The sequence below is a fragment of the Streptomyces sp. SAS_281 genome (assembly GCF_052542855.1).
Window position 1 is genome coordinate 14,497 of record NZ_JBMNDO010000027.1, and the last position, 24,634, is coordinate 39,130.

24 protein-coding genes are annotated in these 24,634 nt (G+C 72.6%); 9 read left to right on the plus strand and 15 right to left on the minus strand.

The window, feature by feature from the left end:
* Window positions 1-120 precede the first annotated feature (120 nt).
* Entirely contained in the window at window positions 121-1,800 is a 1,680-nt protein-coding gene (gene qcrB / locus ACN6LM_RS12880) for a cytochrome bc1 complex cytochrome b subunit (protein WP_445065475.1), read from the plus strand.
* On the opposite strand, the gene ctaF is transcribed toward qcrB, so the two are convergent.
* The 3 genes from ctaF to ACN6LM_RS12895 form a co-directional block, all read right to left on the minus strand.
* Window positions 1,761-2,150 carry an aa3-type cytochrome oxidase subunit IV gene (ctaF, locus tag ACN6LM_RS12885; protein WP_445065476.1) on the minus strand — a complete coding sequence of 130 codons (390 nt, stop codon included), beginning with the start codon at window positions 2,148-2,150 and terminating at the stop codon, window positions 1,761-1,763. The genes qcrB and ctaF overlap by 40 nt on opposite strands.
* The gene (gene ctaD / locus ACN6LM_RS12890) at window positions 2,147-3,838 is read right to left on the minus strand and encodes an aa3-type cytochrome oxidase subunit I (protein WP_445065477.1); all 1,692 of its coding nucleotides are present in this window, start codon (window positions 3,836-3,838) and stop codon (window positions 2,147-2,149) included. Before ctaD ends, ctaF begins: the two co-directional genes overlap by 4 nt.
* A gap of 153 nt (window positions 3,839-3,991) precedes the next feature.
* Complete coding sequence (locus ACN6LM_RS12895) at window positions 3,992-4,369, minus strand: VOC family protein (RefSeq protein WP_445065478.1); 378 nt, start codon at window positions 4,367-4,369, stop codon at window positions 3,992-3,994.
* A 211-nt stretch (window positions 4,370-4,580) separates the two neighbouring features.
* Here ACN6LM_RS12895 and ACN6LM_RS12900 point away from each other — a divergent pair, with 211 nt between their 5' ends.
* Window positions 4,581-5,405 (plus strand): ScbA/BarX family gamma-butyrolactone biosynthesis protein, encoded by an 825-nt coding sequence (locus ACN6LM_RS12900; protein ID WP_445065479.1) that lies wholly within the window; start codon window positions 4,581-4,583, stop codon window positions 5,403-5,405.
* Between the two features lie 7 nt (window positions 5,406-5,412).
* Here ACN6LM_RS12900 and ACN6LM_RS12905 read toward each other — a convergent pair whose 3' ends face one another.
* Both ACN6LM_RS12905 and ACN6LM_RS12910 read right to left on the minus strand, forming a co-directional pair.
* The gene (locus tag ACN6LM_RS12905; protein WP_445065480.1) at window positions 5,413-6,291 is read right to left on the minus strand and encodes a PhzF family phenazine biosynthesis protein; all 879 of its coding nucleotides are present in this window, start codon (window positions 6,289-6,291) and stop codon (window positions 5,413-5,415) included.
* A gap of 119 nt (window positions 6,292-6,410) precedes the next feature.
* The gene (locus ACN6LM_RS12910) at window positions 6,411-7,193 is read right to left on the minus strand and encodes an SDR family oxidoreductase (RefSeq protein ID WP_445065481.1); all 783 of its coding nucleotides are present in this window, start codon (window positions 7,191-7,193) and stop codon (window positions 6,411-6,413) included.
* 240 nt (window positions 7,194-7,433) lie between these two features.
* Here ACN6LM_RS12910 and ACN6LM_RS12915 point away from each other — a divergent pair, with 240 nt between their 5' ends.
* The gene (locus ACN6LM_RS12915; RefSeq protein ID WP_445065482.1) at window positions 7,434-9,062 is read left to right on the plus strand and encodes an alkaline phosphatase D family protein; all 1,629 of its coding nucleotides are present in this window, start codon (window positions 7,434-7,436) and stop codon (window positions 9,060-9,062) included.
* On the opposite strand, the gene ACN6LM_RS12920 is transcribed toward ACN6LM_RS12915, so the two are convergent.
* Window positions 9,059-10,057 (minus strand): Gfo/Idh/MocA family protein, encoded by a 999-nt coding sequence (locus ACN6LM_RS12920; protein ID WP_445065483.1) that lies wholly within the window; start codon window positions 10,055-10,057, stop codon window positions 9,059-9,061. The genes ACN6LM_RS12915 and ACN6LM_RS12920 overlap by 4 nt on opposite strands.
* A gap of 77 nt (window positions 10,058-10,134) precedes the next feature.
* Between ACN6LM_RS12920 and ACN6LM_RS12925 the strand changes: the two genes are divergently transcribed.
* Window positions 10,135-11,439 (plus strand): multidrug effflux MFS transporter, encoded by a 1,305-nt coding sequence (locus tag ACN6LM_RS12925; protein WP_445065484.1) that lies wholly within the window; start codon window positions 10,135-10,137, stop codon window positions 11,437-11,439.
* A 30-nt stretch (window positions 11,440-11,469) separates the two neighbouring features.
* Window positions 11,470-12,465 carry a small ribosomal subunit Rsm22 family protein gene (locus ACN6LM_RS12930; RefSeq protein WP_445065485.1) on the plus strand — a complete coding sequence of 332 codons (996 nt, stop codon included), beginning with the start codon at window positions 11,470-11,472 and terminating at the stop codon, window positions 12,463-12,465.
* On the opposite strand, the gene ddaH is transcribed toward ACN6LM_RS12930, so the two are convergent.
* Window positions 12,462-13,292: a dimethylargininase gene (ddaH, locus tag ACN6LM_RS12935; RefSeq protein WP_445065486.1), complete on the minus strand. Its 831-nt coding sequence runs from the start codon at window positions 13,290-13,292 to the stop codon at window positions 12,462-12,464. The genes ACN6LM_RS12930 and ddaH overlap by 4 nt on opposite strands.
* 316 nt (window positions 13,293-13,608) lie before the next feature.
* On the opposite strand from ddaH, the gene ACN6LM_RS12940 reads away from it, so the two are divergent.
* Window positions 13,609-14,355, plus strand: a complete 747-nt coding sequence (locus ACN6LM_RS12940) for a bifunctional DNA primase/polymerase (RefSeq protein ID WP_425819759.1) — start codon at window positions 13,609-13,611, stop codon at window positions 14,353-14,355.
* 25 nt (window positions 14,356-14,380) lie between these two features.
* Here the strand turns inward: ACN6LM_RS12940 and ACN6LM_RS12945 are convergent, their stop codons facing one another.
* Genes ACN6LM_RS12945 through efeO form a run of 4 tightly spaced genes read right to left on the minus strand, consistent with a single transcriptional unit; the run spans window position 14,381 to window position 18,657 of the window.
* Entirely contained in the window at window positions 14,381-15,283 is a 903-nt protein-coding gene (locus tag ACN6LM_RS12945; RefSeq protein ID WP_445065524.1) for a hypothetical protein, read from the minus strand.
* A complete protein-coding gene (gene efeU / locus ACN6LM_RS12950) occupies window positions 15,234-16,202 on the minus strand; it encodes an iron uptake transporter permease EfeU (protein WP_445065487.1) in 969 nt (322 codons plus the stop codon). Before efeU ends, ACN6LM_RS12945 begins: the two co-directional genes overlap by 50 nt.
* Before the next feature lie 30 nt (window positions 16,203-16,232).
* The gene (gene efeB / locus ACN6LM_RS12955) at window positions 16,233-17,498 is read right to left on the minus strand and encodes an iron uptake transporter deferrochelatase/peroxidase subunit (RefSeq protein WP_445065488.1); all 1,266 of its coding nucleotides are present in this window, start codon (window positions 17,496-17,498) and stop codon (window positions 16,233-16,235) included.
* 22 nt (window positions 17,499-17,520) lie between these two features.
* Window positions 17,521-18,657 (minus strand): iron uptake system protein EfeO, encoded by a 1,137-nt coding sequence (gene efeO / locus ACN6LM_RS12960; RefSeq protein ID WP_445065489.1) that lies wholly within the window; start codon window positions 18,655-18,657, stop codon window positions 17,521-17,523.
* Between the two features lie 265 nt (window positions 18,658-18,922).
* On the opposite strand from efeO, the gene ACN6LM_RS12965 reads away from it, so the two are divergent.
* Window positions 18,923-19,594 (plus strand): PhzF family phenazine biosynthesis protein, encoded by a 672-nt coding sequence (locus ACN6LM_RS12965; RefSeq protein WP_445065490.1) that lies wholly within the window; start codon window positions 18,923-18,925, stop codon window positions 19,592-19,594.
* A gap of 46 nt (window positions 19,595-19,640) precedes the next feature.
* Here the strand turns inward: ACN6LM_RS12965 and ACN6LM_RS12970 are convergent, their stop codons facing one another.
* On the minus strand, window positions 19,641-20,360 hold the full coding sequence (locus ACN6LM_RS12970; protein WP_445065491.1) for a TetR/AcrR family transcriptional regulator: 720 nt from the start codon (window positions 20,358-20,360) through the stop codon (window positions 19,641-19,643).
* Window positions 20,361-20,504: 144 nt separating this feature from the next.
* On the opposite strand from ACN6LM_RS12970, the gene ACN6LM_RS12975 reads away from it, so the two are divergent.
* Window positions 20,505-21,392, plus strand: coding sequence for an NmrA family NAD(P)-binding protein (locus ACN6LM_RS12975; RefSeq protein WP_445065492.1), 888 nt, complete (start codon window positions 20,505-20,507; stop codon window positions 21,390-21,392).
* On the opposite strand, the gene map is transcribed toward ACN6LM_RS12975, so the two are convergent.
* On the minus strand, window positions 21,379-22,236 hold the full coding sequence (gene map / locus ACN6LM_RS12980) for a type I methionyl aminopeptidase (protein ID WP_445065493.1): 858 nt from the start codon (window positions 22,234-22,236) through the stop codon (window positions 21,379-21,381). The genes ACN6LM_RS12975 and map overlap by 14 nt on opposite strands.
* A gap of 58 nt (window positions 22,237-22,294) precedes the next feature.
* Here map and ACN6LM_RS12985 point away from each other — a divergent pair, with 58 nt between their 5' ends.
* Window positions 22,295-22,531, plus strand: coding sequence for a hypothetical protein (locus tag ACN6LM_RS12985; RefSeq protein ID WP_445065525.1), 237 nt, complete (start codon window positions 22,295-22,297; stop codon window positions 22,529-22,531).
* Between the two features lie 46 nt (window positions 22,532-22,577).
* Here the strand turns inward: ACN6LM_RS12985 and ACN6LM_RS12990 are convergent, their stop codons facing one another.
* A complete protein-coding gene (locus tag ACN6LM_RS12990; protein ID WP_445065494.1) occupies window positions 22,578-23,888 on the minus strand; it encodes an MFS transporter in 1,311 nt (436 codons plus the stop codon).
* Window positions 23,889-23,952: 64 nt separating this feature from the next.
* The gene (locus tag ACN6LM_RS12995; RefSeq protein WP_445065495.1) at window positions 23,953-24,558 is read right to left on the minus strand and encodes a hypothetical protein; all 606 of its coding nucleotides are present in this window, start codon (window positions 24,556-24,558) and stop codon (window positions 23,953-23,955) included.
* Between the last annotated feature and the right edge of the window lie 76 nt (window positions 24,559-24,634).

The window sequence follows — 24,634 nt, forward strand, 5'->3', positions numbered from 1 at the left end:
GCGCAAGGGGGCGGCGCCGTTGCGCGTAACCCCGCCGCCGACCCGTGACAACGCGGGATCCGGGGGTACCCCTCCCGTCGGGCGCGCACCAAGCGGGACCGGCCGACGGAGAGGCGACTCGTGCTGCTGGCGAAGAGCAAGAGGCAGATGAAGGACCGGGCGCGGAGCGCGGGCGCGAGGACGGCGGACGCCGTGGACGCCCGGCTCCCGCTCGCCGGGGCCGCCCGGTCGCTGCTGCGGAAGGCGTTCCCGGACCACTGGTCCTTCCTCCTCGGCGAATTCGCCCTCTACAGCTTCATCGTGCTCCTGCTGACGGGGGTCTACCTGACGCTGTTCTTCCAGCCGTCGATGGCCGAGTCGGTGTACACCGGCTCGTACGGCCCGCTCCGGGGGCTCCGCACGTCGGAGGCGTACGCCAGCACGCTCCGCATCAGCTTCGACGTGCGCGGCGGGCTGCTGATCCGGCAGATCCACCACTGGGCGGCGCTCGTCTTCGTCGCCTCGATCGGCGTGCACATGCTGCGGGTCTTCTTCACCGGGGCCTTCCGCAGGCCGCGCGAGGTCAACTGGATGGTGGGGGTGACGATGTTCCTCCTCGCCCTCCTGGAGGGCTTCGCCGGCTACTCCCTCCCCGACGACCTGCTCTCCGGCACGGGGCTGCGCACGGCGCAGGGGATCATGCTGTCGATCCCGGTCGTCGGCACCTATGCGAGCTTCTTCGTCTTCGGCGGCGAGTATCCGGGCGAGGACATCGTCTCCCGGCTCTACCCCGTCCACATCCTGCTGGTCCCCGGGCTGCTCCTCGCCCTGATCAGCCTGCATCTGCTGCTCGTCGTGCACCTGAAGCACACCCAGTGGGCGGGCCCGGGGCGCACCGGCCGCAACGTCGTCGGCAAACCGTTCTTCCCGCAGTACACGGCCAAGTCGGCCGGTCTCCTCTTCATGGTCTTCGGCGTGCTCGCCCTGCTCGGCGCCCTCGCGCAGATCAACCCCATCTGGGACTACGGCCCCTACCGCACCGACCAGGTCTCCACCGGCTCCCAGCCCGACTGGTACGTCGGCTTCCTCGAAGGCGCCCTGCGGCTCATGCCCGGCGTCGAGACCCGCCTGTGGGGCCACACACTGATGTGGAACCCGCTGGTCCCCGGCGTGCTGCTGCCCGGTGCGCTCTTCCTCGTGCTGTACGCGTACCCCTTCTTCGAGCGATGGATCACCGGGGGCCCCGGCGAGCGCCACCTCTGCGACCGCCCGCGCGACCGGCCGGTCCGCACGGGGCTCGGCGTGGGCGCCCTGACCGCCTACGCGGTGCTGCTGCTCGCCGGCGCGCAGGACGTCATCGCCTACGTCTTCGACGTACCGGTGCACGCCCTGACCTGGACGTTCCGCGTCGCCCTGTTCGTCCTGCCGCCGATCGCCCTCGTCGTCACCGAACGGCTCTGCCTGGCGCTCCAGGCGCGGGAGCGGGAGCTGCTGGAGGACGGCGAGGAGACCGGGGGCGTCGCGCAGTCGCTGGAGGGCGGCTACCACCCCGAGCACGTTCCGCTGCCCGCGGAGAAGCGGTACGTCCTGCTGGCGCGCGAGCTGCCCGGGCCGCTGGACATCCCCGCGCCCCGGCGGGCCCCCGCCCGCACCCGGCTCGCCCGGCGACTGCGGTCACGGCTCAGCCACTGGTACTACCGCGACCGGGTCCGCCCCGGGCTGACGCCGGAGCAGGAGCGGGAGGCCCGTGAGCTGCTGGCCGGGCCTTGCGGGGCGGAGGATCAGCGCGCCGGGTCGGGGTTCTGGAAGACGAAGCCGTAGACGCCCGGAGCCAGCACGCCGACCCCGATCAGGAACAGCCACAGCCCCTGCACGGTGCCCAGGCCCAGCAGCGCGGTGCCGGCCCCGCTGATCGCCGGGTAGTAGCTGCCCGCCGGGAAGTACCCGCGCCGGCCGCTCACCTCCTGGACGCGCGCGTCCTTGCGGTCCTCGGGACGCGGCGCCGACCGGTGCGCCTGCCGCCACAGGAACGCGGCGATCAGCGCCGACATCAGACCGGAGACGGTGAGCGCCGCGATGCCCGCCGGGTCCGGCGCGAACACCGCGTACACCGCGCAGGTCACCGCGAAGAACAGCGCCACCCCGCTGAAGAGCCACGCCTCGCCCCTCACCGGTCCGCCCTCCCCGCCGGGGCGGCCGCCGCCTCCGGGTGGTGCAGGTCGAACGCCGGGGACTCGGAGCGGATACGGGGCAGCGCGTGGAAGTTGTGCCGGGGCGGCGGACAGCCGGTCGCCCACTCCAGCGAGCGGCCCCAGCCCCACGGGTCGTCGCTCGTGACCCGCTCCCCGTACCGCCGGGTCTTCCACACGTTGTACAGGAAGGGCAGCGTGGACAGGCCCAGCAGGAACGCCCCGATGGTGGAAAGGGTGTTGAGCGTGGTGAATCCGTCGGTGGCCAGGTAGTCCGCGTACCGGCGGGGCATCCCCTGCTCGCCCAGCCAGTGGTGGACGAGGAAGGTGAGCTGGAAGCCCACGAAGAGCGTCCAGAAGTGGATCTTCCCCAGCCGTTCGTCGAGCATCCGGCCGGTGAACTTGGGCCACCAGAAGTAGAACCCGGCGAAGGTCGCGAAGACGATCGTCCCGAACAGGACGTAGTGCAGGTGGGCCACGATGAAGTACGTGTCCGTCAGATGGAAGTCCATCGGCGGCGACGCGATCAGGACCCCGGTGAGCCCGCCGAGCAGGAAGGTGACCAGGAAGCCCAGCGACCAGAGCATCGGCGTCTCGAACGACAGCGAACCGTGCCACATCGTGCCGATCCAGTTGAAGAACTTCACGCCCGTCGGCACCGCGATGAGGAACGACATCAGCGAGAAGAACGGCAGCAGCACCCCGCCCGTCGCGAACATGTGGTGCGCCCACACGGTCGCCGAGAGCCCCGTGATGGCGATCGTGGCGCCGACGAGGCCCACGTAACCGAAGGCCGGCTTACGGCTGAACACCGGCAGGATCTCCGTGACCACCCCGAAGAACGGCAGCGCCACGATGTACACCTCGGGGTGGCCGAAGAACCAGAACAGGTGCTGCCACAGCAGCGCCCCGCCGTTGGCCGCGTCGAAGACGTGCGCGCCGAACTTCCGGTCCGCCTCCAGGGCCAGCAGCGCCGCCGTCAGCACGGGGAAGGCGAGCAGCGCCAGGATCGACGTGAACAGCACGTTCCAGGTGAAGATCGGCATCCGGAACAGCGTCATGCCCGGGGCGCGCAGGCAGATGATCGTGGTGATGAAGTTGACCGAGCCGAGGATCGTGCTCAGCCCCGCGACCACGAGCCCCATCACCCACAGGTCCCCGCCGGCCCCCGGCGAGAACACCGGCCCGTTCAGCGGCGCGTAGGCGAACCAGCCGAAGGCGGCGGCCCCGTTGGCCGTCAGGAACCCCGAGACGACCATCAGCCCGCCGAAGAGGTACACCCAGTACGTGTACGCGTTCAGCCGGGGGAACGCCACGTCCGGCGCCCCGATCTGGAGGGGCATGATCGCGTTGGCGAAACCGGTGAACGTCGGGGTGGCGAACAGCAGCATCATGATCGTGCCGTGCACGGTGAACAGCTGGTTGTACTGCTCGGGGGAGACGATCTGCATGCCGGGGCGGGCGAGTTCGGCGCGCATCACCATGGCCAGCGCCCCGGCGAACAGGAAGAACACGAACGAGGTCACCAGATACAGGTCGCCGATGACCTTGTGGTCGGTCGTCGACAGCAGCCTGAGGACTCTCGCGCCCCCGCTCACCCGGCGCTCGGTCGCCCGCCGTTCCCGGTCGTCCACCGCTGCCGCACCCGGTCGCTCGTCCAACGACGTCATACACCCTCCCGATCGGCCCGGCCCGTGCCCGGCCCGGCGGCCACCGGCCATCATGGGCCCGGCGCCCGGCCGCACCGGTCACCGGCGGCGTGTACCCGGGCGAGGGCTACCCGAACGGCGCAGGGCGGGGGAACCCGGTCCCGGGCCGGCCGTTCAGCGGTGTGTCAGGACGTTGATCACGCGGCCGTTCGGGTCGCGTACGAAGAAGCGGCGCACGCCCCACTCCTCGTCGTGCGGGCCGTACACGATCTCCGCGCCCTCGCGGACGAGCGCGGCGTGCACCGCGTCCACGTCGGCGACCTCCACGCTGAGGTCCGGGTTGACCGGACCGGTCGCGTCCTTGGTCATGAAGCTGATCTGGGCGGCCGGCTGGGTGGGCGAGGCGAGGGTCATGATCCAGCCATGGTTCATGACCTCCTCGAAGCCGAGCAGGCCGTAGAACGCGCTGGTGTCCCGCAGGGCGGACGCATCCGTCCGGGTCTCGCCGCGGGTGCTTACCGGGACGTTGGGGACCACACGGTGCACGGACATGGGGCACTCCTGTCACAGCGATCACGGTCGGTAACTCCACTCACCCTAGGGGCCGACTCAAGGGGGTGGCTGGAAACTGTGGGTGAAGCCGGGGCAGACTGGCCCGGTCACAGCCGGGCCGGGGGCCTCCCGGCCCATCGAACCGCAGTCTTCCCGGGGGCACCCCATGGTCCATATCTCCTCACGCGTGACCGGGGCGGAGCTCGGACGGATGGCTCACCGCCCGGACGCGCGGGACCTCTTCCCGACCGGCGTGGCCCGGCTGAGCGACACCCGGTTCCGCGTGCCCGCGCACTGGCCGCGCGCCCACCGCTTCTTCGCCCCCGTCGGAGGCCACCAGGACCCCCTGCTGATCGCGGAAACGATGCGGCAGGCGGCGATGCTGGTCTGCCACGCCGAACTCGGGGTGCCGCTCGGCGACGCCTTCGTGATGTGGGAGTTGCACTACACCACCGACGCCGGACACCTCGTGCTCGACGACGATCCCTGGGACGTCATGGTCGAGGTGAACTGCTCCGACATCCGCCGCCGGGGCCGCGGCCTCGGCTCGATGCGCGTCGACTTCGTGCTGCGCCGGGCCGGGGCGGTGCTCGCCGTCTGCGACTCGCGGATCAGCTGCACCTCGGCCGCCGCCTACCACCGCCTGCGCGGCCACCGGTCCGCCGCCGCCCCCGTGCCCTTGCTCCCGCCGCTCGCGCCGCGCACCGCAGGGCGGGCCGCCGAGCGGGACGTCGTCCTCGGGCCCCCCGTCGCCCCCGGGCGCTGGCCGCTGCGGCTCGACACCGGGCACCCGACGCTGTTCGGCCGCCCCAACGACCACGTGCCCGGCATCCTGCTCCTGGAGGCGGCCCGGCAGGCGGCCCACGCCACCGTGCCCGGCTTCCTCCCCGTCGCCCTGCGCTCCGACTTCCTCCGGTACGTGGAGCTGGACCGCCCCTGCTGGATCGAGGCGGCGGCCACCCCGACCGGGGTGCGGGTGCGGGCGGTGCAGGAGGGGGAGACGGTCTTCACCTGCGCGCTCGGCGGGCCGGGCTGAGCGGGGATCAGGCCGGGTCCGGCAGCCGGGTGCCGGTCCCGCTCACCCGCACCCGTGCGTCGCCCGCCCCGAGCGTCACGGTGAGCGTGCCGGGGCGGCCCATGTCCTCGCCCTGGTGCAGGGTCAGCACGGCGGCCTCCGGTACGAGGGCCAGCTCCCGCAGGTACGCCCCGAACGCGGCCGCCGCGGCACCCGTCGCCGGGTCCTCCACCACCCCGCCGACCGGGAACGGGTCGCGGACGTGGAACACCGCGTCGGACGCCCGCCACACCAGCTGCACGGTCGTCAGGTCCAGCCGGTGCATCAGCGCTTCCAGGCGCGCGAAGTCGTAGTCCAGCGCGGCCAGCCGCTCCCGGGTCGCCGCGGCCAGCACGAGGTGGCGGGCCCCGGCGTACGCGATCCGGGGCGGCAGGGCCGGATCGAGGTCGGCGGCCGGCCAGTCCAGCGCCGCCAGCGCCTCCGCGAGGTCGCCCGCGTCCACGTCCTTGACGTGCGGTTCCACGCTGGTCAGCGTCGCCCGCAGCTCGTCGCCCTCGCGGACCACGGTGACCGGCACCGTACCGGCGGCGGTGGCGAACTCCACCTCGCCCGGCCCGTCCCGCTCGGCGAGCGCGAGGGCGGCGGCGACCGTGGCGTGGCCGCAGAACGGCACCTCGGCCTTCGGGCTGAAGTAGCGGACCGCGTAACCGCGCGCACCGGGCTCCGACGCCTCGGTCCGCCCGGTCAGGAAGGCCGTCTCGCTGTAGCCGAGGTCCGCCGCCACGGCCAGCATGGCGGCCTCGTCGAGACCGGAGGCGTCGAGCACCACCCCGGCGGGGTTGCCGCCCTCGGGGTCGGCGGAGAACGCGGTGTAGCGCAGGATGCCGGTTGCGGGGAGATCAGTCATGTGCGGCTCAACCCCCTGCCGGACGGCGGCATTCCCGGTGCGGCTCAACCCCCTGCCGGACGGCGGCATTCCCGGTGCGGCTCAACCCCCTGCCGGACGGCGGCACTCCCGGTGCGTCCTCAGCCCCGGCCCACGTACGGCATCGCCGTCGCCATCACCGTCGCGAACTGGACGTTCGCCTCCAGGGGCAGCTCCGCCATGTGCAGCACCGTCCGGGCCACGTCGCCGGCCGCCATCACCGGCTCCACGGCGAGTTCGCCGTTGGCCTGGAGGGTGCCCGTGCGCATCCGTTCCGTCATGTCCGTCGCCGCGTTGCCGATGTCGATCTGGCCGCAGGCGATGCGGTACGGACGCCCGTCCAGCGACAGCGACTTCGTCAGACCGGTGATCGCGTGCTTCGTCGCGGTGTACGCCACCGAGTGCGGGCGCGGCGTGTGCGCGGAGATGGAACCGTTGTTGATGATCCGGCCGCCCTGCGGGTCCTGCTCCTTCATCTGCCGGTACGCGGCCTGCGCGCACAGGAACGCCCCCGTCAGGTTGACGTCGACGACCCCGCGCCACTCCTCGTACGCCAGCTCCTCGACGGGCCCGCCGGGGCCGAACGTGCCCGCGTTGTTGAACAGCAGGTCGACGCGGCCGGCCCACTCCCGTACGGAGGAGAACAGCGCGTCCACGTCCTCGGGGCGGGTCACGTCGGCCGGGACGGTCAGCACCCGTGCGTGCTCACCGGCCAGGGCCGCCGTCTCGGCCAGCGGCCCCGGGCGGCGGCCCGCGAGCGCCACCGACCAGCCCGCGCCGGCCAGGGCGAGCGCGACCGCACGGCCGATGCCGGAACCGGCGCCCGTCACCACCGCGGTCTTCGCCGGGGGGTTCTCCGCGGAATTCAACAGACTGTTGCTCATGCTGGGGCAGCGTACGCGCAGCCCCGGCGGGGTGATTCGGGGCGGGGCCCCGGCGATTCCCGCGCCCGTGCGGCGCCGGGCGATGATCATGGATTTCGCCGCGAACGCGGAGTTTGCCCCTGGGGGCACCATCCTGCCGCACTCCTCATCCGGGCGACGCCCGCGCGACGCGAACACGTCAGCCTCCGGATGCGCCGGGCCGCTGGACTTCCCCCACACCACCAGTCAGGGGAGGGACAGATGACGCACTCATCGCCACAGCAGGAGCTGCGCGAAGCGGCCCGGCACACGGACCGCCGCCGCTTCCTCACCGTCACCGGCGCCGCCGCCGCGCTCGCCTTCTCGGTCGGCCTGCCCGCCGCCGGGACCGCGAGCGCCCGCGAGATGGAGGCCCGGCAGATCGGCGAGGACCCGTTCACCCTCGGCGTGGCGTCCGGCGACCCGCTGCCGAACTCCGTGCTGCTCTGGACCCGGCTCGCGCCCCGCCCGTTCGAACCCGGCAGCGGTCTTCCGGACGCCCGCGTCGAGGTCCGCTGGGAGCTGGCCCACGACGAGCGGTTCAGCCGCGTCGTCCGGCGCGGCACCACGTACGCCCACCCGGAGTTCAACCACAGCGTCCACGTCGAGGTCCAGGGCCTCGCCCCGGACCGCGTCCTCTACTACCGCTTCCGCGCCGGACAGTGGACCAGCCCGGCCGGCCGCACCCGTACGGCACCCGCGCCCGGCGCCCGCAAGCGCGAACTGGCCCTGGCCGCCGTCTCCTGCCAGGCGTACCACGACGGCTACTTCACCGCGTACCGGCACCTCGCCCAGGAGGACGTCGACGTCGTCTTCCACCTCGGCGACTACCTGTACGAGTACGCCGTCACCGCCGTCGGCGGCGCCCGCAAGTACACCGACCGCACGCTGCCCGCCCTGTTCAACCGGGAGACGGCGACGCTGGAGGACTACCGGCTGCGCTACGCCCTCTACAAGTCCGACCCGGACCTGCGCGCCGCCCACGCCGCGCACCCCTTCGTCGTCACCTGGGACGACCACGAGACCGAGAACAACTACGCGGGCGACACCCCGGAGAACAGCGTGCCGCCGGAGGAGTTCCTGATCCGCCGGGCCGCCGCGTACCGCGCCTACTGGGAGAACCAGCCGCTGCGCGCGCCCCAGCGGCCGACCGGCCCCGACATGCGGCTCTACCGGCGGCTGAACTTCGGCCGGCTCGCCCAGTTCGACGTGCTCGACACCCGGCAGTACCGCAGCGACCAGGCGTACGGCGACGGCTGGCAGACGCCCGGACCGGAGTCCGAGGACCCGAGGCGCACCCTGACCGGCGCCACCCAGGAGCGCTGGCTCATCGACGGCTGGCGCCACTCGCACGCCACCTGGAACGTCGTGCCCCAGCAGGTCACCTTCGCCCAGCGGCGCGACGTTCCCACCGACGCGTTCAAGCTGTCCATGGACTCCTGGGACGGCTACCCGGCCTCCCGCGACCGCATCCTGAAGGGCGCCGAGCGCGTCGGCGTGGACAACCTCATGGTCCTCACCGGCGACGTGCACGTCAGCTACGGCTTCGACATCAAGCGGGACTTCGACGACCCGGCGTCGCGGACCGTCGGCACCGAGATCGTCACGACCTCCATCACCAGCGGGAAGGACGGCTCCGAGAAGCCGTCCAACTACAGCAACCTGATGGCGGCCAACCCGCACCTGAAGTTCTACAACGGGCGCCGCGGCTACGCCGTCGTCACCCTCCAGGAGCGGGCGGCCCGCGCGGACTTCCGTACGGTCTCCGCCGTCACCACACCGGGCGCCCCCGTCACCACCGCCGGCTCCTACGTCACCGAGGCCGGCCGCCCGGGTCTGAAGCCCGCCTAAGCGGCATCCACCGGGTAGCGGACGCCGATGCGGTCACGGACCGCGTCGAGCGTCCGCATCACCGCGAGCGAACCCTCCAGCGGCACCAGCGGGGACTCCGTCTCGCCGGCGAGGACCGCCCGCATCACCTCGGCCGCCTCGTACTGCATCCCCGAGAGCCCCTGCGGGCCCGGGCCCGAGGTGATCTCCTCGGGCTCGGCGCCCGCCCGGTGCAGCACGAAGCCCTGCGGGTGGAAGAAGCTGTGCGGGATGTCGATCCGCCCGCCCGTCCCGATCACCGTGGCGGCCGTCGGGTGGTGCCCGACGATCGAGCAGGACAGCAGGGCGTTGGCGCCCGAGTCCCAGCCCAGCAGCATCCCGGTGTTCAGGTCCACGCCCTCCGGCGACAGCAGGGCGTCCGCCCGCACCCGGTCCGGCTCGCCCAGCAGCAGCTGCGCGAACGACACCGGGTAGACGCCCAGGTCCAGCAGCGCCCCGCCGCCCAGCCGGGGATCGCGCAGCCGGTGGTCCGGGCCCAGGTCGCCCGCGAAGCCGAAGTCGGCCTGCACGGTCCGGATCTCCCCGATCGCCCCGTCCCGCACCAGCTCGGTGAGGCGCCGGATCACCGGGTTGCAGTAGGTCCACATCGCTTCCATCAGGAAGACCCCGCGGTCCCGGGCGAGCTTCACCAGCTCCCGCGCCTCGCGCTCGTTCAGCGTGAACGCCTTCTCGCACAGCACGTGCTTCCCGGCCTCCAGCGCGAGCGCGGCGGCCTCCCGGTGCGCGGAGTGCGGCGTGGCCACGTACACCACGTCGACCTCGTCGTCCGCGACCAGGCCGGCCCAGTCCCCGTACGCCCTCGGTATCCCGAACCGCTCCGCGAACGCCCGCGCCGAGGCGTCCGAGCGGGACGCCACGGCCACGACCTCCGCACCGGGCATCGCCTGGAGATCAGCGGTGAACGTCGCCGCGATCCCACCGGTCGCCAGCACGCCCCAACGGACAGTCCTGCTCATGCACGCTCCCAAAAGGTGTCGACCATCCCCGCCGAGCTGAGAGCATAGAGCCGGATTCAACAACTATGGAGATGAGAATGCCGGAGAGCGGCGTCAGCCGAGCCCAGCACATACGCACCACCGACACCACCCCGCGGAGCGGGGCCCCTCTTCCCGGCAGAGCCGCCACCCCCGCCGCCCGGCGCACCGGACTCCTCGTCACCCTCGTCCTCGGCGGCCTCACGGCGCTCCCGCCGCTGTCGATGGACATGTACCTCCCGGCCCTTCCGGCCGTCACCGACTCGCTGCACGCCCCCGCCGCCACCGTCCAGCTCACCCTGACCGCCTGCCTCACCGGCATGGCGCTCGGCCAGGTCGTCGTCGGACCGATGAGCGACCGCTGGGGCAGGCGCCGCCCGCTGCTGCTCGGCATGGCCGTCTACGTACTCGCCACCGCCCTCTGCATCTTCGCCCCGTCCGCCGGGCTCCTCATCGCCTTCCGCCTCATCCAGGGCCTCGCCGGCGCGGCCGGCATCGTCATCTCCCGCGCCGTCGTCCGCGACATGTACGACGGCGTCGCGATGGCCCGGTTCTTCTCGACGCTGATGCTGATCTCCGGCGTCGCCCCCGTCATCGCCCCGGTCATCGGCGGCCAGGTCCTGCGCCTCACCGACTGGCGCGGCATCTTCGGGGTCCTGACCGCCGTGGGCATCCTGCTCACGTTCGTCGTCTGGAAGTGGCTCGGCGAGACCCTGCCGCCCGCCGAGCGCCACACCGGCGGCGTCGGCGACGCCCTGCGCACCATGCGCGGCCTGCTCGCCGACCGGGTCTTCACCGGCTACATGATCGCGGGCAGCCTCGCCTTCGCCGCGCTCTTCGCGTACGTCAGCGCCTCGCCGTTCGTCGTCCAGGAGATCTACGGGGCGTCCCCGCAGACCTTCAGCCTGCTCTTCGGCATCAACTCCATCGGCCTGATCGCCGTCGGCCAGATCAACGGCAAGCTGCTCGTCGGCCGGGTCAGCCTGGACAAGGCCCTCACCTTCGGACTCGTCGTCATCGTGGCCGCCGCGACCGCGCTGCTCCTGATGACCTCCGGGGTCTTCGGCGACGTCGGCCTCGTGCCGGTGGCCGCCGGGCTCTTCGTGCTGATGTCGGCGATGGGCCTGGCGATGCCCAACACCAACGCCCAGGCGCTGATGCGCACCAAGCACGCCGCCGGATCGGCCTCCGCGCTGCTCGGCACCTCGCAGTTCCTGATCGGCGCCATCGCCTCCCCGCTCGTCGGCATCGCGGGAGAGGAGACCGCGGTCCCCATGGCCGTCGTCCAGCTGACCTGCGCGGTGGGCGCCCTCGCCTGCTTCCTCGGCCTGTGCCGGCCCTGGCAGCGCACCTCCGAGATCTGACGGCCGCCCCGGCCCGCCTACAATTCCTCGGTGAACGCCACCCTCCCCACCGCGGACGCCCTGCGCGCGGCCCTCGCCGGACTCCTGGACGGGCTGCCGCCCAAGCAGGCCGGCCAGGCCGTCGACCGGCTCATCGCCCACTACCGGGGCACGATTCCCACCGACGCCCCGGTGCTCCGCGACCGCGCGGACGTGGTCGCGTACGCGGCGTACCGGATGCCCGCCACCTTCGAGGCGGTACGGGCCGCCCTCGCCGCCCTCCGCGAGGCCGCCCCCGACTGGGCGCCCGCCACGCACACCGACGTCGGCGGCGGCACCGGGGCGGCGAGCTGGGCCGTCGCGGGGGAGTGGGAGGGCCACCGCACCACCGTCCTGGACTGGGCCGAGCCCGCGCTCGCCCTCGGCCGCGAACTGGCCGCGGGCGGCCCGGACGCCCTGCGCACCGCCGACTGGCGGCGGGCCCGCATCGGCCAGGACCTCGACCTCGCGCCGGCGGACCTCGTCACGATCTCCTACGTGCTCAACGAACTGACCGGCCCGGCCCGCACCGCGCTCATCGACGCCGCCGCCGCGGCCGGCCAGGCCGTCGTGCTCGTCGAGGCCGGCACCCCGGGCGGCTACGCCCGGATCATCGAGGCCCGCGACCGGCTCGTCGCCGCCGGGCTCACCGTCGCCGCGCCCTGCCCGCACAGCGGCGCCTGCCCCATCGAGCCGGGCACCGACTGGTGCCACTTCTCGGCCCGGGTCAGCCGCTCCTCGCTGCACCGGCAGGTGAAGGGCGGCTCACTGGCGTACGAGGACGAGAAGTTCAGCTACGTCGTCGCCACCCGGTTCACGCCCCTGCCGGTGGCCGCCCGGGTCGTCCGCAGGCCCCAGATCCGCAAGGGGCAGGTGCTCCTGGACCTCTGCACCCGCGAGGAGGGGCTGCGCCGGGAGACCGTCACCAAGCGGCACGGCGCCCTGTACCGCGCCGCCCGGGACACCGACTGGGGCGACGCCTGGCCGCCCCCGGAGGAGAGCCCTTAGCCGTTCGGATCACGGCCGCGCAGCTCCTGCGTACAGCACTTCACGCTGCCGCCGCCCTTCAGCAGCTCGCTCAGGTCCATCGGCACCGGCTCGAAACCCCTCGCCCGGAGCGGGTCGAACAGCCCCGTCGCGGCCTGGGGCAGCAGGACGTGGAGCCCGTCGCTCACCGCGTTCAGGCCGAGCGCCGCCGCGTCCGCCTCCCCGGCGGTCAGCGCGTCCGGGAAGAGCCGCGCCAGGACCGCCCGGCTGCCCGGCGAGAAGGCCGGCGGGTAGTACATGACCTCGTCGGCCGCGTCGTCGAGCACGCACAGGGCCGTGTCCAGGTGGTAGTAGCGCGGGTCCACCAGGTCGAGGCCGATCACCGGGCGCCCGAAGAACTCCTGCGCCTCCGCGTGCGAGAGCGGCGACGACCGGAACCCGCGGCCCGCCAGCACGTACGAGGCGGTCACCGCGAAGTCGCCCTCGCCCTCGTTGACGTGGTCCGGCTCGTGGACCTCGGTGAAGCCGTGGCCGAGGAACCAGTCGCGATGGGCGGCCGCCTCCTCGAACCGTTCCTGATACGCGAAGCGGGCGCCCAGCACCCGGCCGTCGATCACCGTGGCCCCGTTCGCCGCGAAGACCATGTCCGGCAGGTCGGGGCGCGGCTCCAGCAGGTCGACGGTGTGGCCGAGGGCGCGGTAGCGGTCGCGCAGGTCCTCCCACTGGGTCTGCGCCAGCGGCAGGTCGACCGGCTTGGTGGGATCCATCCACGGATTGATGGAGTACGTCACCTGGAAGTGGGCAGGGGCACACATCAGATAGTGCCGGGGTGTGGCTTCACGAGGCATCGAGGCTCCCCACGAATCGTCGCGGCGGCTGGTGGCCGCTGCGGCCGGTGCGTCGCACGGGTGTGTGCGTGAGCTCATGGTGCGCCGTACGGGGCCCCGGCGCTGTGGTCCGAACGGGTGGTTCGCGCGCACGCGGACCCCGGGCGCGTGGCGCGGCCCCGCCGGGACCGGTCGTCACACGGGTTTTTTCATGACAAAGCGTGTGATAGTGCCCCCGGTGCGGCATCGGCCGTCCCACCCCGCTTCCGGACTCTGGCCACCCGAGGCGCAGGATGGTGGGACCATGGGCAGGGGCAACGCAAAGGCAAGGGGATAGATGGGCGCCGATTTCGGCCGTAATCGCGGCTCAGAGAGCAAGATTTCCCAGTGGCTGCGGCGACGACCCAAACCGCAGCGGCGCGAGGTCGACGACACCGCACGGGAGGCGCTGCTCCTGGCCGTCGCCGAGGCCGGAATGCCGATCGCACCCGCCGCCCACCCGGTCGGCTACCGATGTTCGTGCGAACGCATCGGCTGCCCCACCCCGGCCCGCCATCCGCTCTCCTTCGCCTGGCAGACGCAGTCCACCACCGACCGCGCCCAGATCGAGCGCTGGGCCCGCAGCCAGCCGCAGGCCAACTTCATCACCGCGACCGGCATGATCCACGACGTCCTGGACGTTCCGCTGGCCGCCGGCGAGCAGGCCCTCGAACGGCTCCTCGCCGCCGGGGTCGAGGTCGGCCCGGTGGCCCGCTCCGGCGACGACCGGATGCTGTTCTTCACCGCGACCCGCGGCACCCCGGAGGACGAGGACGAGTGGTGGCCGTGCGAGCTGGACTGCCACCCCGAGACGATGGACGAGCACCCCGGCCTGCGCTGGCACTGCCGCGGCAGCTACGTCCTGCTGCCCCCGGCCCAGCTCCCCGGTGAGCTGGACGTCGCCTGGCTGCGCGGCCCCGAGCACCCGCTGCCGGACCCGCTGACGCTCCTGGAGACGCTGACCGACGCCTGCGCGCGGTTCGTCGGCTCCGAGGGCCAGAGCGAGGTCGACCACGAATCGGTGGCCTGGCCGCTGCGCAGGTAGCCGGGACCGGGGGCCTTCGCGGCCATTACGAGCCCTCCGCCGAGGTCAGCCCGGGCAGCCGGCTGAGCACGGACACCTTGCCCGTGCCGGCGCCCTTCTTCGGCACGTACACGAGCTGGCTGGAGACCCGCTCCTTGGTCAGCGTGCTCTTCACCTCTCCGGTGAGCAGCGCCTCCACATCGGGATCGACCGCCGGGCGCAGCCCCTGCGCGGCGGTCTGCCGTTCGTAGTGCCTGCTGCTGAAGAAGACCAGCGCCCCGCCGTCCTCGGTGGCCAGCCCGAGCGGGGCGTACGCGCCGCCGTCCAGCGCCTGGTCGGCGTACTGGTACGAGAACCCGGCCCGCCGGGTGTTCAGCCGCGCCTCCCGCCACTGCGAGGTGGCCGCCCCCGGCGCGAAGACGTCCGGGGTGCCCTTCTGGAGGTACTGCGCGTACCGCGTGCCGAGATCGCGCGGGGCGACGGCCAGACCCGTTCCTTCCGCCGCGACCGGTGCGGCGTCCTTCGCGAGAGCGGGCAGGAGGTCCGGGGCGACGACCGACAGATAGGCGGCCTTCCAGCCCGCGGCGGGGCCGGTCTTCGTGAACGCCAGCAGCCAGCGGCTGTCCCGCTCGCCCTGTCCCGTGTCGCGGTTGGCGTCCGTGTCGGCGAGGAACCAGCGCGGCCAGCCCGCCTTCTCCGGGATGACGAAACGGGCGTCGGTCAGCTTCAGCGGCCGGTGCCGGGAGTTGCCGGTGGGTGCTATCCGGTGCCGGGCCTTCAGCCCCGCCTGGTTGATGGCGCCGAGCGAACCCGTCACCACGTCCGCGTCCAGGGCCGGATCGTACGCCTTGTCGGCGGCGTTGTACGCGGCGGTGAAGTCCTTCAGGGCCCGGGCGGCCTCAGCCCTCGTCGCCGCCGGCACGACTGCCCGCTCGCCGTGCACCGTCACGCACCCGCTCGCCGTCAGGCTCAGCACCGTCGCCACCGCGAGCCCCGCCACCCGCCGCACCGGCCCCAGACTTCTCATCCGCTGCTTTCCGCGCCTTCTGATCCGTCGCCACTGACCGTCCGAACCCTACCGGGGACAGGAACAGCGCGAGGGCCGGGACGAGATACAGCGCCCAGACGGTGAGTTGGAGGACGGTGGGGTCGGGCTGGAAGTTGAACGTGCCCTTCAGCAGCGTCCCGTACCAGCTGTCCGGCGGGATCGTGGAGCTGATGTCGAACGCCCGGTTTCCCAGACCGCCCAGGAACTCCGCCTCCTGGAGGTCGTGCACGCCGTACGCCAGCACACCCGCGGCGACGACCACCAGCATTCCGCCGGTCCAGGTGAAGAACTTCGCCAGGTTGATCTTGAGCGCGCCCCGGTAGAACAGCCAGCCCAGCACCACCGCGGCGGCGATGCCGAGGACCGCGCCGATCATCGGGTGCCAGCCGTCGTCCGCCGCGTGCACCGCCCGCCACACGAACAGCGAGGTCTCCAGCCCCTCCCGGCCGACCGCCAGGAGCGCGGTCGCGACGAGCGCGCCGGTTCCCATGGCGAGCGCGGCGTCCAGCTTGCCGTGCAGCTCCGCCTTGAGGTGGCGGGCGGTCCGCCGCATCCAGAAGACCATCCACGTCACCAGGCCCACCGACACGATGGACAGCGAACCGCCCAGCGCCTCCTGCGCCTTGAACGTCATCTCCTGCGAGCCGAACTCCAGCCCGGCGCCGAAGCCCAGGCTGACGACGACCGCGATCGACACACCGATCCAGATCGGCACCAGCCGGTCGCGGTGGCCGGTCTTCACCAGGTACGCGATGAGGATGCAGACGACCAGGCTGGCCTCAAGCCCTTCACGCAGCCCGATCAGGAAGTTGCTGAACACGTCTCGGTTCCCTTTCCGCTTCGAGTCCCGTTACGAGAACAGCGCCCGGCCCCACCAGTCGTCCTTGTCGCGGACGCCCGGCGGGACGGCGAAGTGCGCCGAACCCACGTGCTGGATGTACTCGTTGAGTGCGTCGTGTGCCGCCAGGCGTCGTTGCAGGGGAACGAACGCCTTGCGGGTGTCGCGTTGGTAGGCCAGGAAGAACAGCCCCGCGTCGAGCCGGCCGAGGCCGTCGGTGCCGTCCGTGAAGGAGTAGCCCCGGCGCAGGATCATCGCCCCGTCGTTGCTGTCCGGGTGCGCGAGGCGCACATGTGCGGTCGGCAGCATGGCCTTCAGGAACGGCTCGTCGCGCTCCTTCGCCTTGCCGACCGGGGCGCCCTCGCCCTTGTCGCGGCCGAAGACGTCCTCCTGCTCCTGAAGCGGGGCGCGGTCCCAGGTCTCGATGTGCATCCGGATGCGCCGGGCCACCAGGTACGAACCCCCGGTCATCCAGGCGGGACCGTCGCCTTCCCCGACCCAGACATGCGTGCCGAGGGTGGCCGTGTCGGTGCCGGAGATGTTCCGGGTGCCGTCCTTGAAGCCCATCATGTTGCGCGGGGTCTGGGCGTCCGGCGTGGTCGAGGACGTCTTGCCGAAGCCCAGCTGCGACCAGCGGATCGCGGTGCGGCCCATGCCGATCCTGGCCAGGTTGCGGATGGCGTGCACGGCGACCTGCGGGTCGTCCGCGCACGCCTGGACGCACAGGTCGCCGCCGCTGCGGGCCTTGTCGAGGTTGTCACCGGGGAACTTCGGCAGGTCCACCAGCGCCTCGGGGCGCCGCTCCGCCAGCCCGAACCGGTCCTTCGCGAACAGCGAGGGCCCGAAGCCGATGGTCAGCGTCAGCCGCGACGGCTTCAGCCCCAGGGCCTCGCCCGTGTCGTCCGGCGGCGCCTCGGGCAGGCCCCCGTACGCCCCGTCGCCGACCGCGTGCCCGGCGGTCATCCGCTCGGCCGCCCTGGTCCACTCCTCGAGCAGCGCGACCAGTTCGGCCCGGTCCTTCGTCGTCACGTCGAACGCGGCGAAGTGCAGCCGGTCCTGGACGGCGGTGGCGATACCGGCCTGGTGCGCGCCGTGGAACGGCACGGCGGCGCCGCTGTCCGCGGCCGTGGTCCGGCCGCCGTCGTCGGAGCGGGCCGCGGCGACGCCCACCCCGGCGGCGGCTGCGCCGAGGGCCAGCCCGGCACCGCCCCAGCCCAGCAGCGCGCGCCGCGACGGGGCGCTGCCGTCGACAGACGCTTCGCGGGTCTCCTCGCTCATCCCGGAGCCTCTTTCCGGCCGGTTACTTCGTGACCGCGGCGGCGAGCCTGGACAGCGGCTCGGCCAGCGCGTTGACCGCGTCCGACAGCTCCTTGCGCTCCGCCTTGCCGACCTTGTCGTAGGAGGTGAAGTCGTACGTGGAGGGGTCCTCGCGGTACTTGTCGAGCAGCTTGTTCAGCTCCGCGAACCGCTTGTCCAGGGTGGCGGTGAGCGCGGCGTCGTTCTTGGACGCGATCGCCTTCAGCAGGTCGTAGGACTGCTCGGCGCCCTCGACGTTGGCCTTGAAGTCGACCAGGTCGGTGTGGCTGTACCGCTCCTCCTCACCGGTGACCTTGCCGGTCGCGACCTCGTCGAGGAGCTCCTTGGCGCCGTTGGCCATCGAGGTCGGGGTGATGTCGGCGGTGCCGACGCGCTTCTGCCAGTCGACCAGGTCCTTGTAGAGGACCGGCGCGAGGGCCTTCTCCTCGGCGCCGAGCTTCTTGTCCTTCCACAGGGCCTTCTCCAGGCGGTGCCAGCCGGTCCACTTCTGGCCGTCCTCGAGACCGTCCTCGCGGACGTCGACCTTGGGGTCGATGTCGCCGAAGGACTCGGCGACCGGCTCGGTGCGCTCCCAGCCGACGCGGGAGTTCGCGTACGCCTTCTTCGCGGCCTCGATGTCCCCGGCGGCGACGGCGTCCGTGAAGACCTTGACCTTCGGCAGGGTCTCGTCGGCCTGCGCCTGCACATAGGTGCGGTACCCGGCGACGGCCTTGTCCATCTCGGGGCTGCGCTTGGCCGCCTTGCCGCCGCTGACCTCGATCTTCTGCCGGATGCCGTGGCCCTTCATGCCGGGCTTGCAGGCGATCTCGTACGAACCGGCCTTGATCTCGGCCGTGATGGTGGCCTTGGTGCCGGGGCCGATGTTCTCGCGCTCGGCGACGATGCGGTCGTCCGGGAACAGGACGTAGACCTCGGTGACCTTGGAGCCCTTGTTCTGCACGGCGAGCTCGATGTGCCCGGCCGGCAGCTTCTTCTTCGAGACCTCGCAGGAGTCGTCCTTCGCGACGACCTGGACGGCCCCTTCGCCCTTGCCGTCGCTCTTCTCGGCGCAGCCCGTGACGGCGGTCAGAGCGGCCGCGGTGGCGGCTGCGGTGACGACGGAGAGACGAACGGCTCGCATGCGGGCTCCACTTGAGGATGAAGGAGTAGGTGGTGAGAGGCCGGACAAAGCCGGGTGAGGCGGACCTAACTTAGCCGAGGCTTATCTGTCCGATACCCACCCGTGCAGTGATTCAGCTCTCACTGCGAGGGCTCGGCAACAGTGCGGTCACGGACGACCCATGGACGTACCTCGCACAGGTAATGCACAGGTCAAGCGAGGCGGCCGGTGCGGCCTCCGGCGCGATCACGGCGGCCGGTGTCCGTGCGGGTGCTTGAATGCCGACGTGAGCGACTACGACGTACCCGCCGGCACCGACATCCTCCGCGTGTTCTGCGGCCCGGACGGCCGCCACGGCAACGCCCTCGGTGTCGTACGCGACGGGCGCCGCGTCCCCGGCCGCGCGGACCGGCAGGAGCTCGCCGGGAAGCTCGGCTTCAGCGAGACCGTGTTCGTGGACGACCCCGAGCGCGGCCGGCTCGACATCTACACCCCGGGGCTCCGGCTGCCGTTCGCCGGGCACCCCGTCGTCGGCGCCGCCTGGCTGCTCGACCTGGAGATCCTGGAGCTGGAGGTGGGTGACGTGTTCGCCCGTCACGACGGGGAGTTCACCTGGATCACCGCCCGCCCGGAGTGGGCCCCGCCGCGCACCCTGGAGCAGTACGCCTCGGCCGCCGAGGTCGACGCGCTGCCGGCACCGCCGCCCGGCGAGGGCCGGCTCTACGCCTGGGCGTGGGAGGAGGAGGCGGCGGGGCGGGTCAGGGCGCGGGCGTTCCCGCGCCGGGACGACGGCATCACCGAGGACGAGGCGACGGGGGCCGCCGCCCTGCTGCTCAGTGCGCACCTCGGGCGCGCGCTCAACATCGCACAGGGCCGCGGCTCCCAGATCCTCACGGCGCCCGCGCCGGACGGCACGGTGGAGATCGGCGGCAGGGTCGTCCTGGCCCACCACGGATAACGGGGACCCTCCGCCCGGGCGGCCGCCTGCGCGCAGGCGCCTTCCGTCAGGCGTGCTCGTCCGGGGCGGCCGAGATGCGGTCGAGCAGTTCGGTCAGCAGGGCGCGTTCGCCCGTCGTGAGGGCGCCGGTCCGGGGGAGAAGGGCCTGGAGCGCCACGGCCGCCGCGGCCGGGCCGGGGGGCGGGGAGGCGGGCGCCTCGGTGGTGATCGCGGCGATGACGGCTTCCCTGGCCAGGTGGGACACGCTCATGTCCCGCCGGTCCTCCGGGGTGGCGATGAGCGAGAGGGTGGTGCCGCCGCCCACGGCGTGCACCAGGTGGGTGGCGCGTGCCTCGTCGATCCGCAGGCGTCCCGCCTCGGCGATCCGGTGGACGTGCGCGGCGAGGATCTCCAGCGCGGCGACGGCGGCGGGGGAGGGGGTGCCCGGGCTGGGCTGGGCGTACATCAGCGTGTACAGGGCCGGGTTGGCCAGGCCGAACTCCGTGTTGAAGTTCCAGCCCCTGCGCAGGTCCTCCACCGGGTCGCCGGTGAGCTCCAGTGCGGCCTTCTCGTCGATGTGGCTGGCGAAGCCGTCGGCGGCGACGGCGTCGAGCAGGCCCTGCTTGTCGCCGAAGAGCCGGTAGATGGTCGGCGCCTGGACGCCGGCCGCGGCGCCCACGGCCCTGGTCGACACCGCCTCACGCCCCTTCTCCGCGAGCAGCCGGGTGGCGGCGGCGATGATCCGCCGGCGGTTGCTCTCGGCGGGGGCGGGGCGCTCGGTCTCCATGGTTTCCGATGATAACGGACTCGTGTTAGCGCTTTGCGTTATCGACGCTACCGTGCCATTGTTAGCGATGGAAACGGTGAGTGGCCGGCGACCGGCCGGCGCGCCGTTCCCGCGTCCACAGCCATGCAAGCTTCGGAGGTTCCCGTGATCGTCGTTACCGCCCCCACCGGCCGGATCGGCCGCCAGGTGCTCGATGCGCTGCTCGACGGCGGTGAGAAGGTGCGGGTGATCGCCCGCGACCCGGCGAGGATCGCCCCGGAGGCGCGCGAGCGCGCCGAGGTGGTGCGGGGCTCCCACGGCGACCCGCGGGTGCTGAATGAGGCGTTCGAGGGGGCCGACGGCGTGCTGTGGCTGGTCCCGCCCGACCCCCGCGCCGAGGACATCCGGGAGCACTACCTCGGCTTCACCCGCCCGGCCTGCGAGGCCCTGCGGGAGAGGGGCGTGCGCCGGGTCGTCGGCATCAGCAGCCTGGGCCGCGGCTACGGGGCGCACGCGGGACAGCTGTCGGCCGCGTTCGCGATGGACGAGATGATCGAGAGCACCGGGGTCGGCTACCGCGCCCTGGCCATGCCGTTCTTCATGGAGAACCTGCTCCACCAGGCCGGAGCGCTGAAGGCGGAGGGCGTGCTGTCCGTGCCGGTCGCCCCGGACCGCGCGCTGCCGCTCGTGGCCACCCGCGACATCGCCGCCGTGGCCGCCCGGCTGCTCGCCGACCGTTCCTGGTCGGGGCGGGAGACGGTCCCGCTCATCAGCCCCGACTCCCTGACGCCCGTCGGGATGGCCCGGGTCCTGTCCGAGGTCCTGGAGCGCCCGGTCCGCTTCGAGCGGCCCGACGGGCAGGCGTACAAGGCGGCCCTGACGCGGTACGGGATGCACGACGCCTGGGCCCAGGGTCTGCTCGACATGGCCGCCGCCCAGGACGACGGCATCTACGAGCCCGAGTGGCGGGCCCTGACCGCCCCGGCCCCCACCGGCTTCCGCCAGTGGTGCCGGGAGGTGTTGCTGCCCGCCGCGGAGGCTACGGCAGCGTGAGGATGTCCGCGCCGGTCTCCGTCACGACGAGCGTGTGCTCGAACTGGGCGGTGCGCTTGCGGTCCTTCGTCACCACGGTCCAGCCGTCGTCCCACATGTCGTAGTCGTGGCTGCCGAGCGTCAGCATCGGCTCGATGGTGAACGTCATGCCGGGCTTCATCACGGTGGTCGCGTGCGGGCTGTCGTAGTGCGGCACGATGAGCCCCGAGTGGAACGAGGTGTTGATCCCGTGCCCGGTGAAGTCCCGCACCACGCCGTACCCGAAGCGCTTCGCGTACGACTCGATGACCCGCCCGATCACGTTGATCTGACGCCCGGGCCTCACGGCCTTGATCGCACGCCGCAGCGACTCCTCGGTGCGCTCGACGAGCAGCCGCGACTCCTCGTCCACGTCGCCGCAGAGGTACGTCGCGTTGTTGTCGCCGTGCACCCCGTTGATGTACGCGGTCACGTCGAGGTTCACGATGTCGCCGTCGCGCAGCACGGTGGAGTCCGGGATGCCGTGGCAGATCACCTCGTTGAGCGAGGTGCACAGCGACTTGGGGAAGCCGCGGTAGCCCAGCGTCGACGGGTAGGCCCCGTGGTCGCACATGAACTCATGCGCGACGCGGTCGAGTTCGTCCGTCGTGACGCCCGGGGCGATGTGCTTGGCGGCCTCGGCCATCGCCTGCGCGGCGATCCGTCCCGCGATGCGCATGCGCTCGACGGTGTCGCTGTCCTGCACCTCCGGCCCTGTGTACGGCGTCGGAGCCGGCTTGCCCACATACTCGGGGCGCCGGATGTTTCCGGGCACGGAACGGACGGGAGTGATCTCCCCTGGTACGAGCAGCGACTGGCCAGACATGCCAGCGAGTCTAACCAGCGCTTCCGGGGCACCATGGCACAGAGGAAAGGATCCGATGATGGCCCTGTTCAAGAAGCGCACGGTCGGCAAGCCGGGCGAGTGGTTCTACTGCCTGGAGCACAAGAAGGTCGAGGAGGGCCCCGACTGCCCGGCCAAGGACCGCTTCGGTCCGTACGCCTCCCGGCAGGAGGCGCAGCACGCCATGGACACCGCCCGGGAACGGAACCTGGAGTGGGACACCGACCCCAAGTGGCACGACCGCAAGGGCCCGGACGAGGACCAGGCGGCAGGCTGACGGGGCCGCCGGGGCGCGCCGCCGCTCATGGCCGTACGCCCCGGCCTCAGGCCGCCGGTTCCACGGCCGGCCCCTCCGTGTGCCGGGCCCGCCTGCGCAGCGCGTCCTCGTCCGTCCCCGAGTCGTAGGTGAGGAGCTTCGGGAGCGCCGCGGCCAGCAGCGCCACCGAGGCGACGCAGGCCACGCCGCCGGTCCAGATCGCGGGCCTGGTCCCCGTCCACCCCGCCATGCCACCGGCCCTGACCTGGCCGAGCTGCGGGCCGACGCTGTACGAGAGCACCTCGATGCCCGCGAGGCGGCCGCGCAGCTCCTCCGGGATCGTCTGGTTCCAGATGGTCGACCGGCCGAGCCCGCTGAGCATGTCGCCCGCCCCGGCGAACCCGAGGCACACCAGCACCAGCCACACATGGCCGAACCAGCCGGCCGCCGCGATCGAGAGCCCCCAGACGGCCGCACCGAACACGACGAACAGCCCGTGCCGGCGCACCCGCGACGTCCACCCGCTGGTCAGGCCGAGCACCAGCGAGCCGACCGAGCCCGCCGCGTACATCAGGCCCAGCGACCAGTCGGCGTCCAGCTCGTCCGCGAGGAACGGGAAGATCGTGTTGGGGAACGCGAAGAACATCGCGGCCATGTCGATCGCGTACGTCCCGAGCAGCACCGGCCTGCTCCAGGCGTACCGGGCGCCCTCCACGATGCCGCGCAGCGACGGCTTCCGTCCCGTCTCGGCCGGCGGCGCGGGGGCGAGCCTGCGGCACATCAGCACCGAGGCGGCGAAGGTCACGACGGTGATGGAGTACGCGGTGGCGTGCCCGGCGTAGGCCACCACCAGACCGGCCAGCGAAGGGCCCATGATCGCCCCGGCCTGCCAGCGCAGCGAGTTCAGCGCGGCGGCGGCCGGAAGCTGGTCGTGCGGCACGATGCGGGCCATCAGCGAGTCCAGCGCGGGCCGCTGGAGCCCGGCGAGCGCGGAGACCCCCGCCGCCACCCCGTAGAGCGGCCACAGCATCGGGTCCGGCAGCGCCGCGTTCACCAGCAGGACCACCGCGAGCAGCCCGAGCCCGGCCTCGGTGGCCAGGATGATCTTCCGCCGGTCGGCGGCGTCGGCGAGGGCGCCCCCGTACAGACCGCATATGACGAGCGGCACCAGCTCCACCGCGCCCATCGCGCCGACGGCGAGGGGCGAGCCGGTGAGGTCCTTGATCTGGAGCGGCAGCGCGATCAGCGCCATGAAACTGCCGAAGTAGGTGACGATCCCCTGCACCCACAGCAGCCGGAAGTCGGCCGACGAACGCCAGGGCGAGAGATCGGGAAGCAGTGCGGCCAGCCTGGCGGCGAGGGAGGAGCGAAAGGTCACGAGGAGACATGGTCCGTCGCGGTACGTGGAGGAGGCAAACGGGTTTCCCGGCAGCCGGGCCCGCTCACCAGCGCGGCGGGGGCGGCGCCGTCAGCTGGTCGGCCAGCCGGGACAGGCGGTCGCGGAACGTGCGTCGGCCGGCCCGCGGAACGGGCGCGCCGTTCTCCCCGGCGGCGGCGCTGACCAGGTGCTGGACGGTGTCCAGGTCCACGTCGTCGCCGTCCGTCACGGACAGCGCCTCATGGGCGAGCCCGCGCACCTGCGGATCGCCGTTGTCCAGCGACAGCACCGTCGCCCCGGCCCGCCGGGCGTCGTGCACCCGCTCCAGCAGCCCCTCGCCGGGCCGGTCCGGCGTCACCACGAGCAGCGTCTCGCCGCGCCCGGCCGCCTCGATCCGGCCGAGGCCGACCGCGAGGTGCGCCGGGTCGCCGGGCTCCACCCGGTGGCGCACCAGGGTCGGACGGAGTTCGGGCAGCCCGGACCAGGTGGACTCGTCCACCAGATGAGCGGCGAGGTGCCAGGGCTCGTACGCCTCGGTCCCCACCAGCAGCAGCCCGCCGCCGTGCGGGACCACGGACGAGCGGAGCGCGCCGGCGAACCGGCGGGCGGCGGCGGGCCACTGGGTCCTGGCGAGCACTTCACGCAGCAGCGCCACACGTACGGCATCCATGGCCCGGCATCCTGCACCATGCGGCGGCCCGGGCACCGGCGAAAGGCCGGACAGCCATCCGTACGGGTGGCGGCCC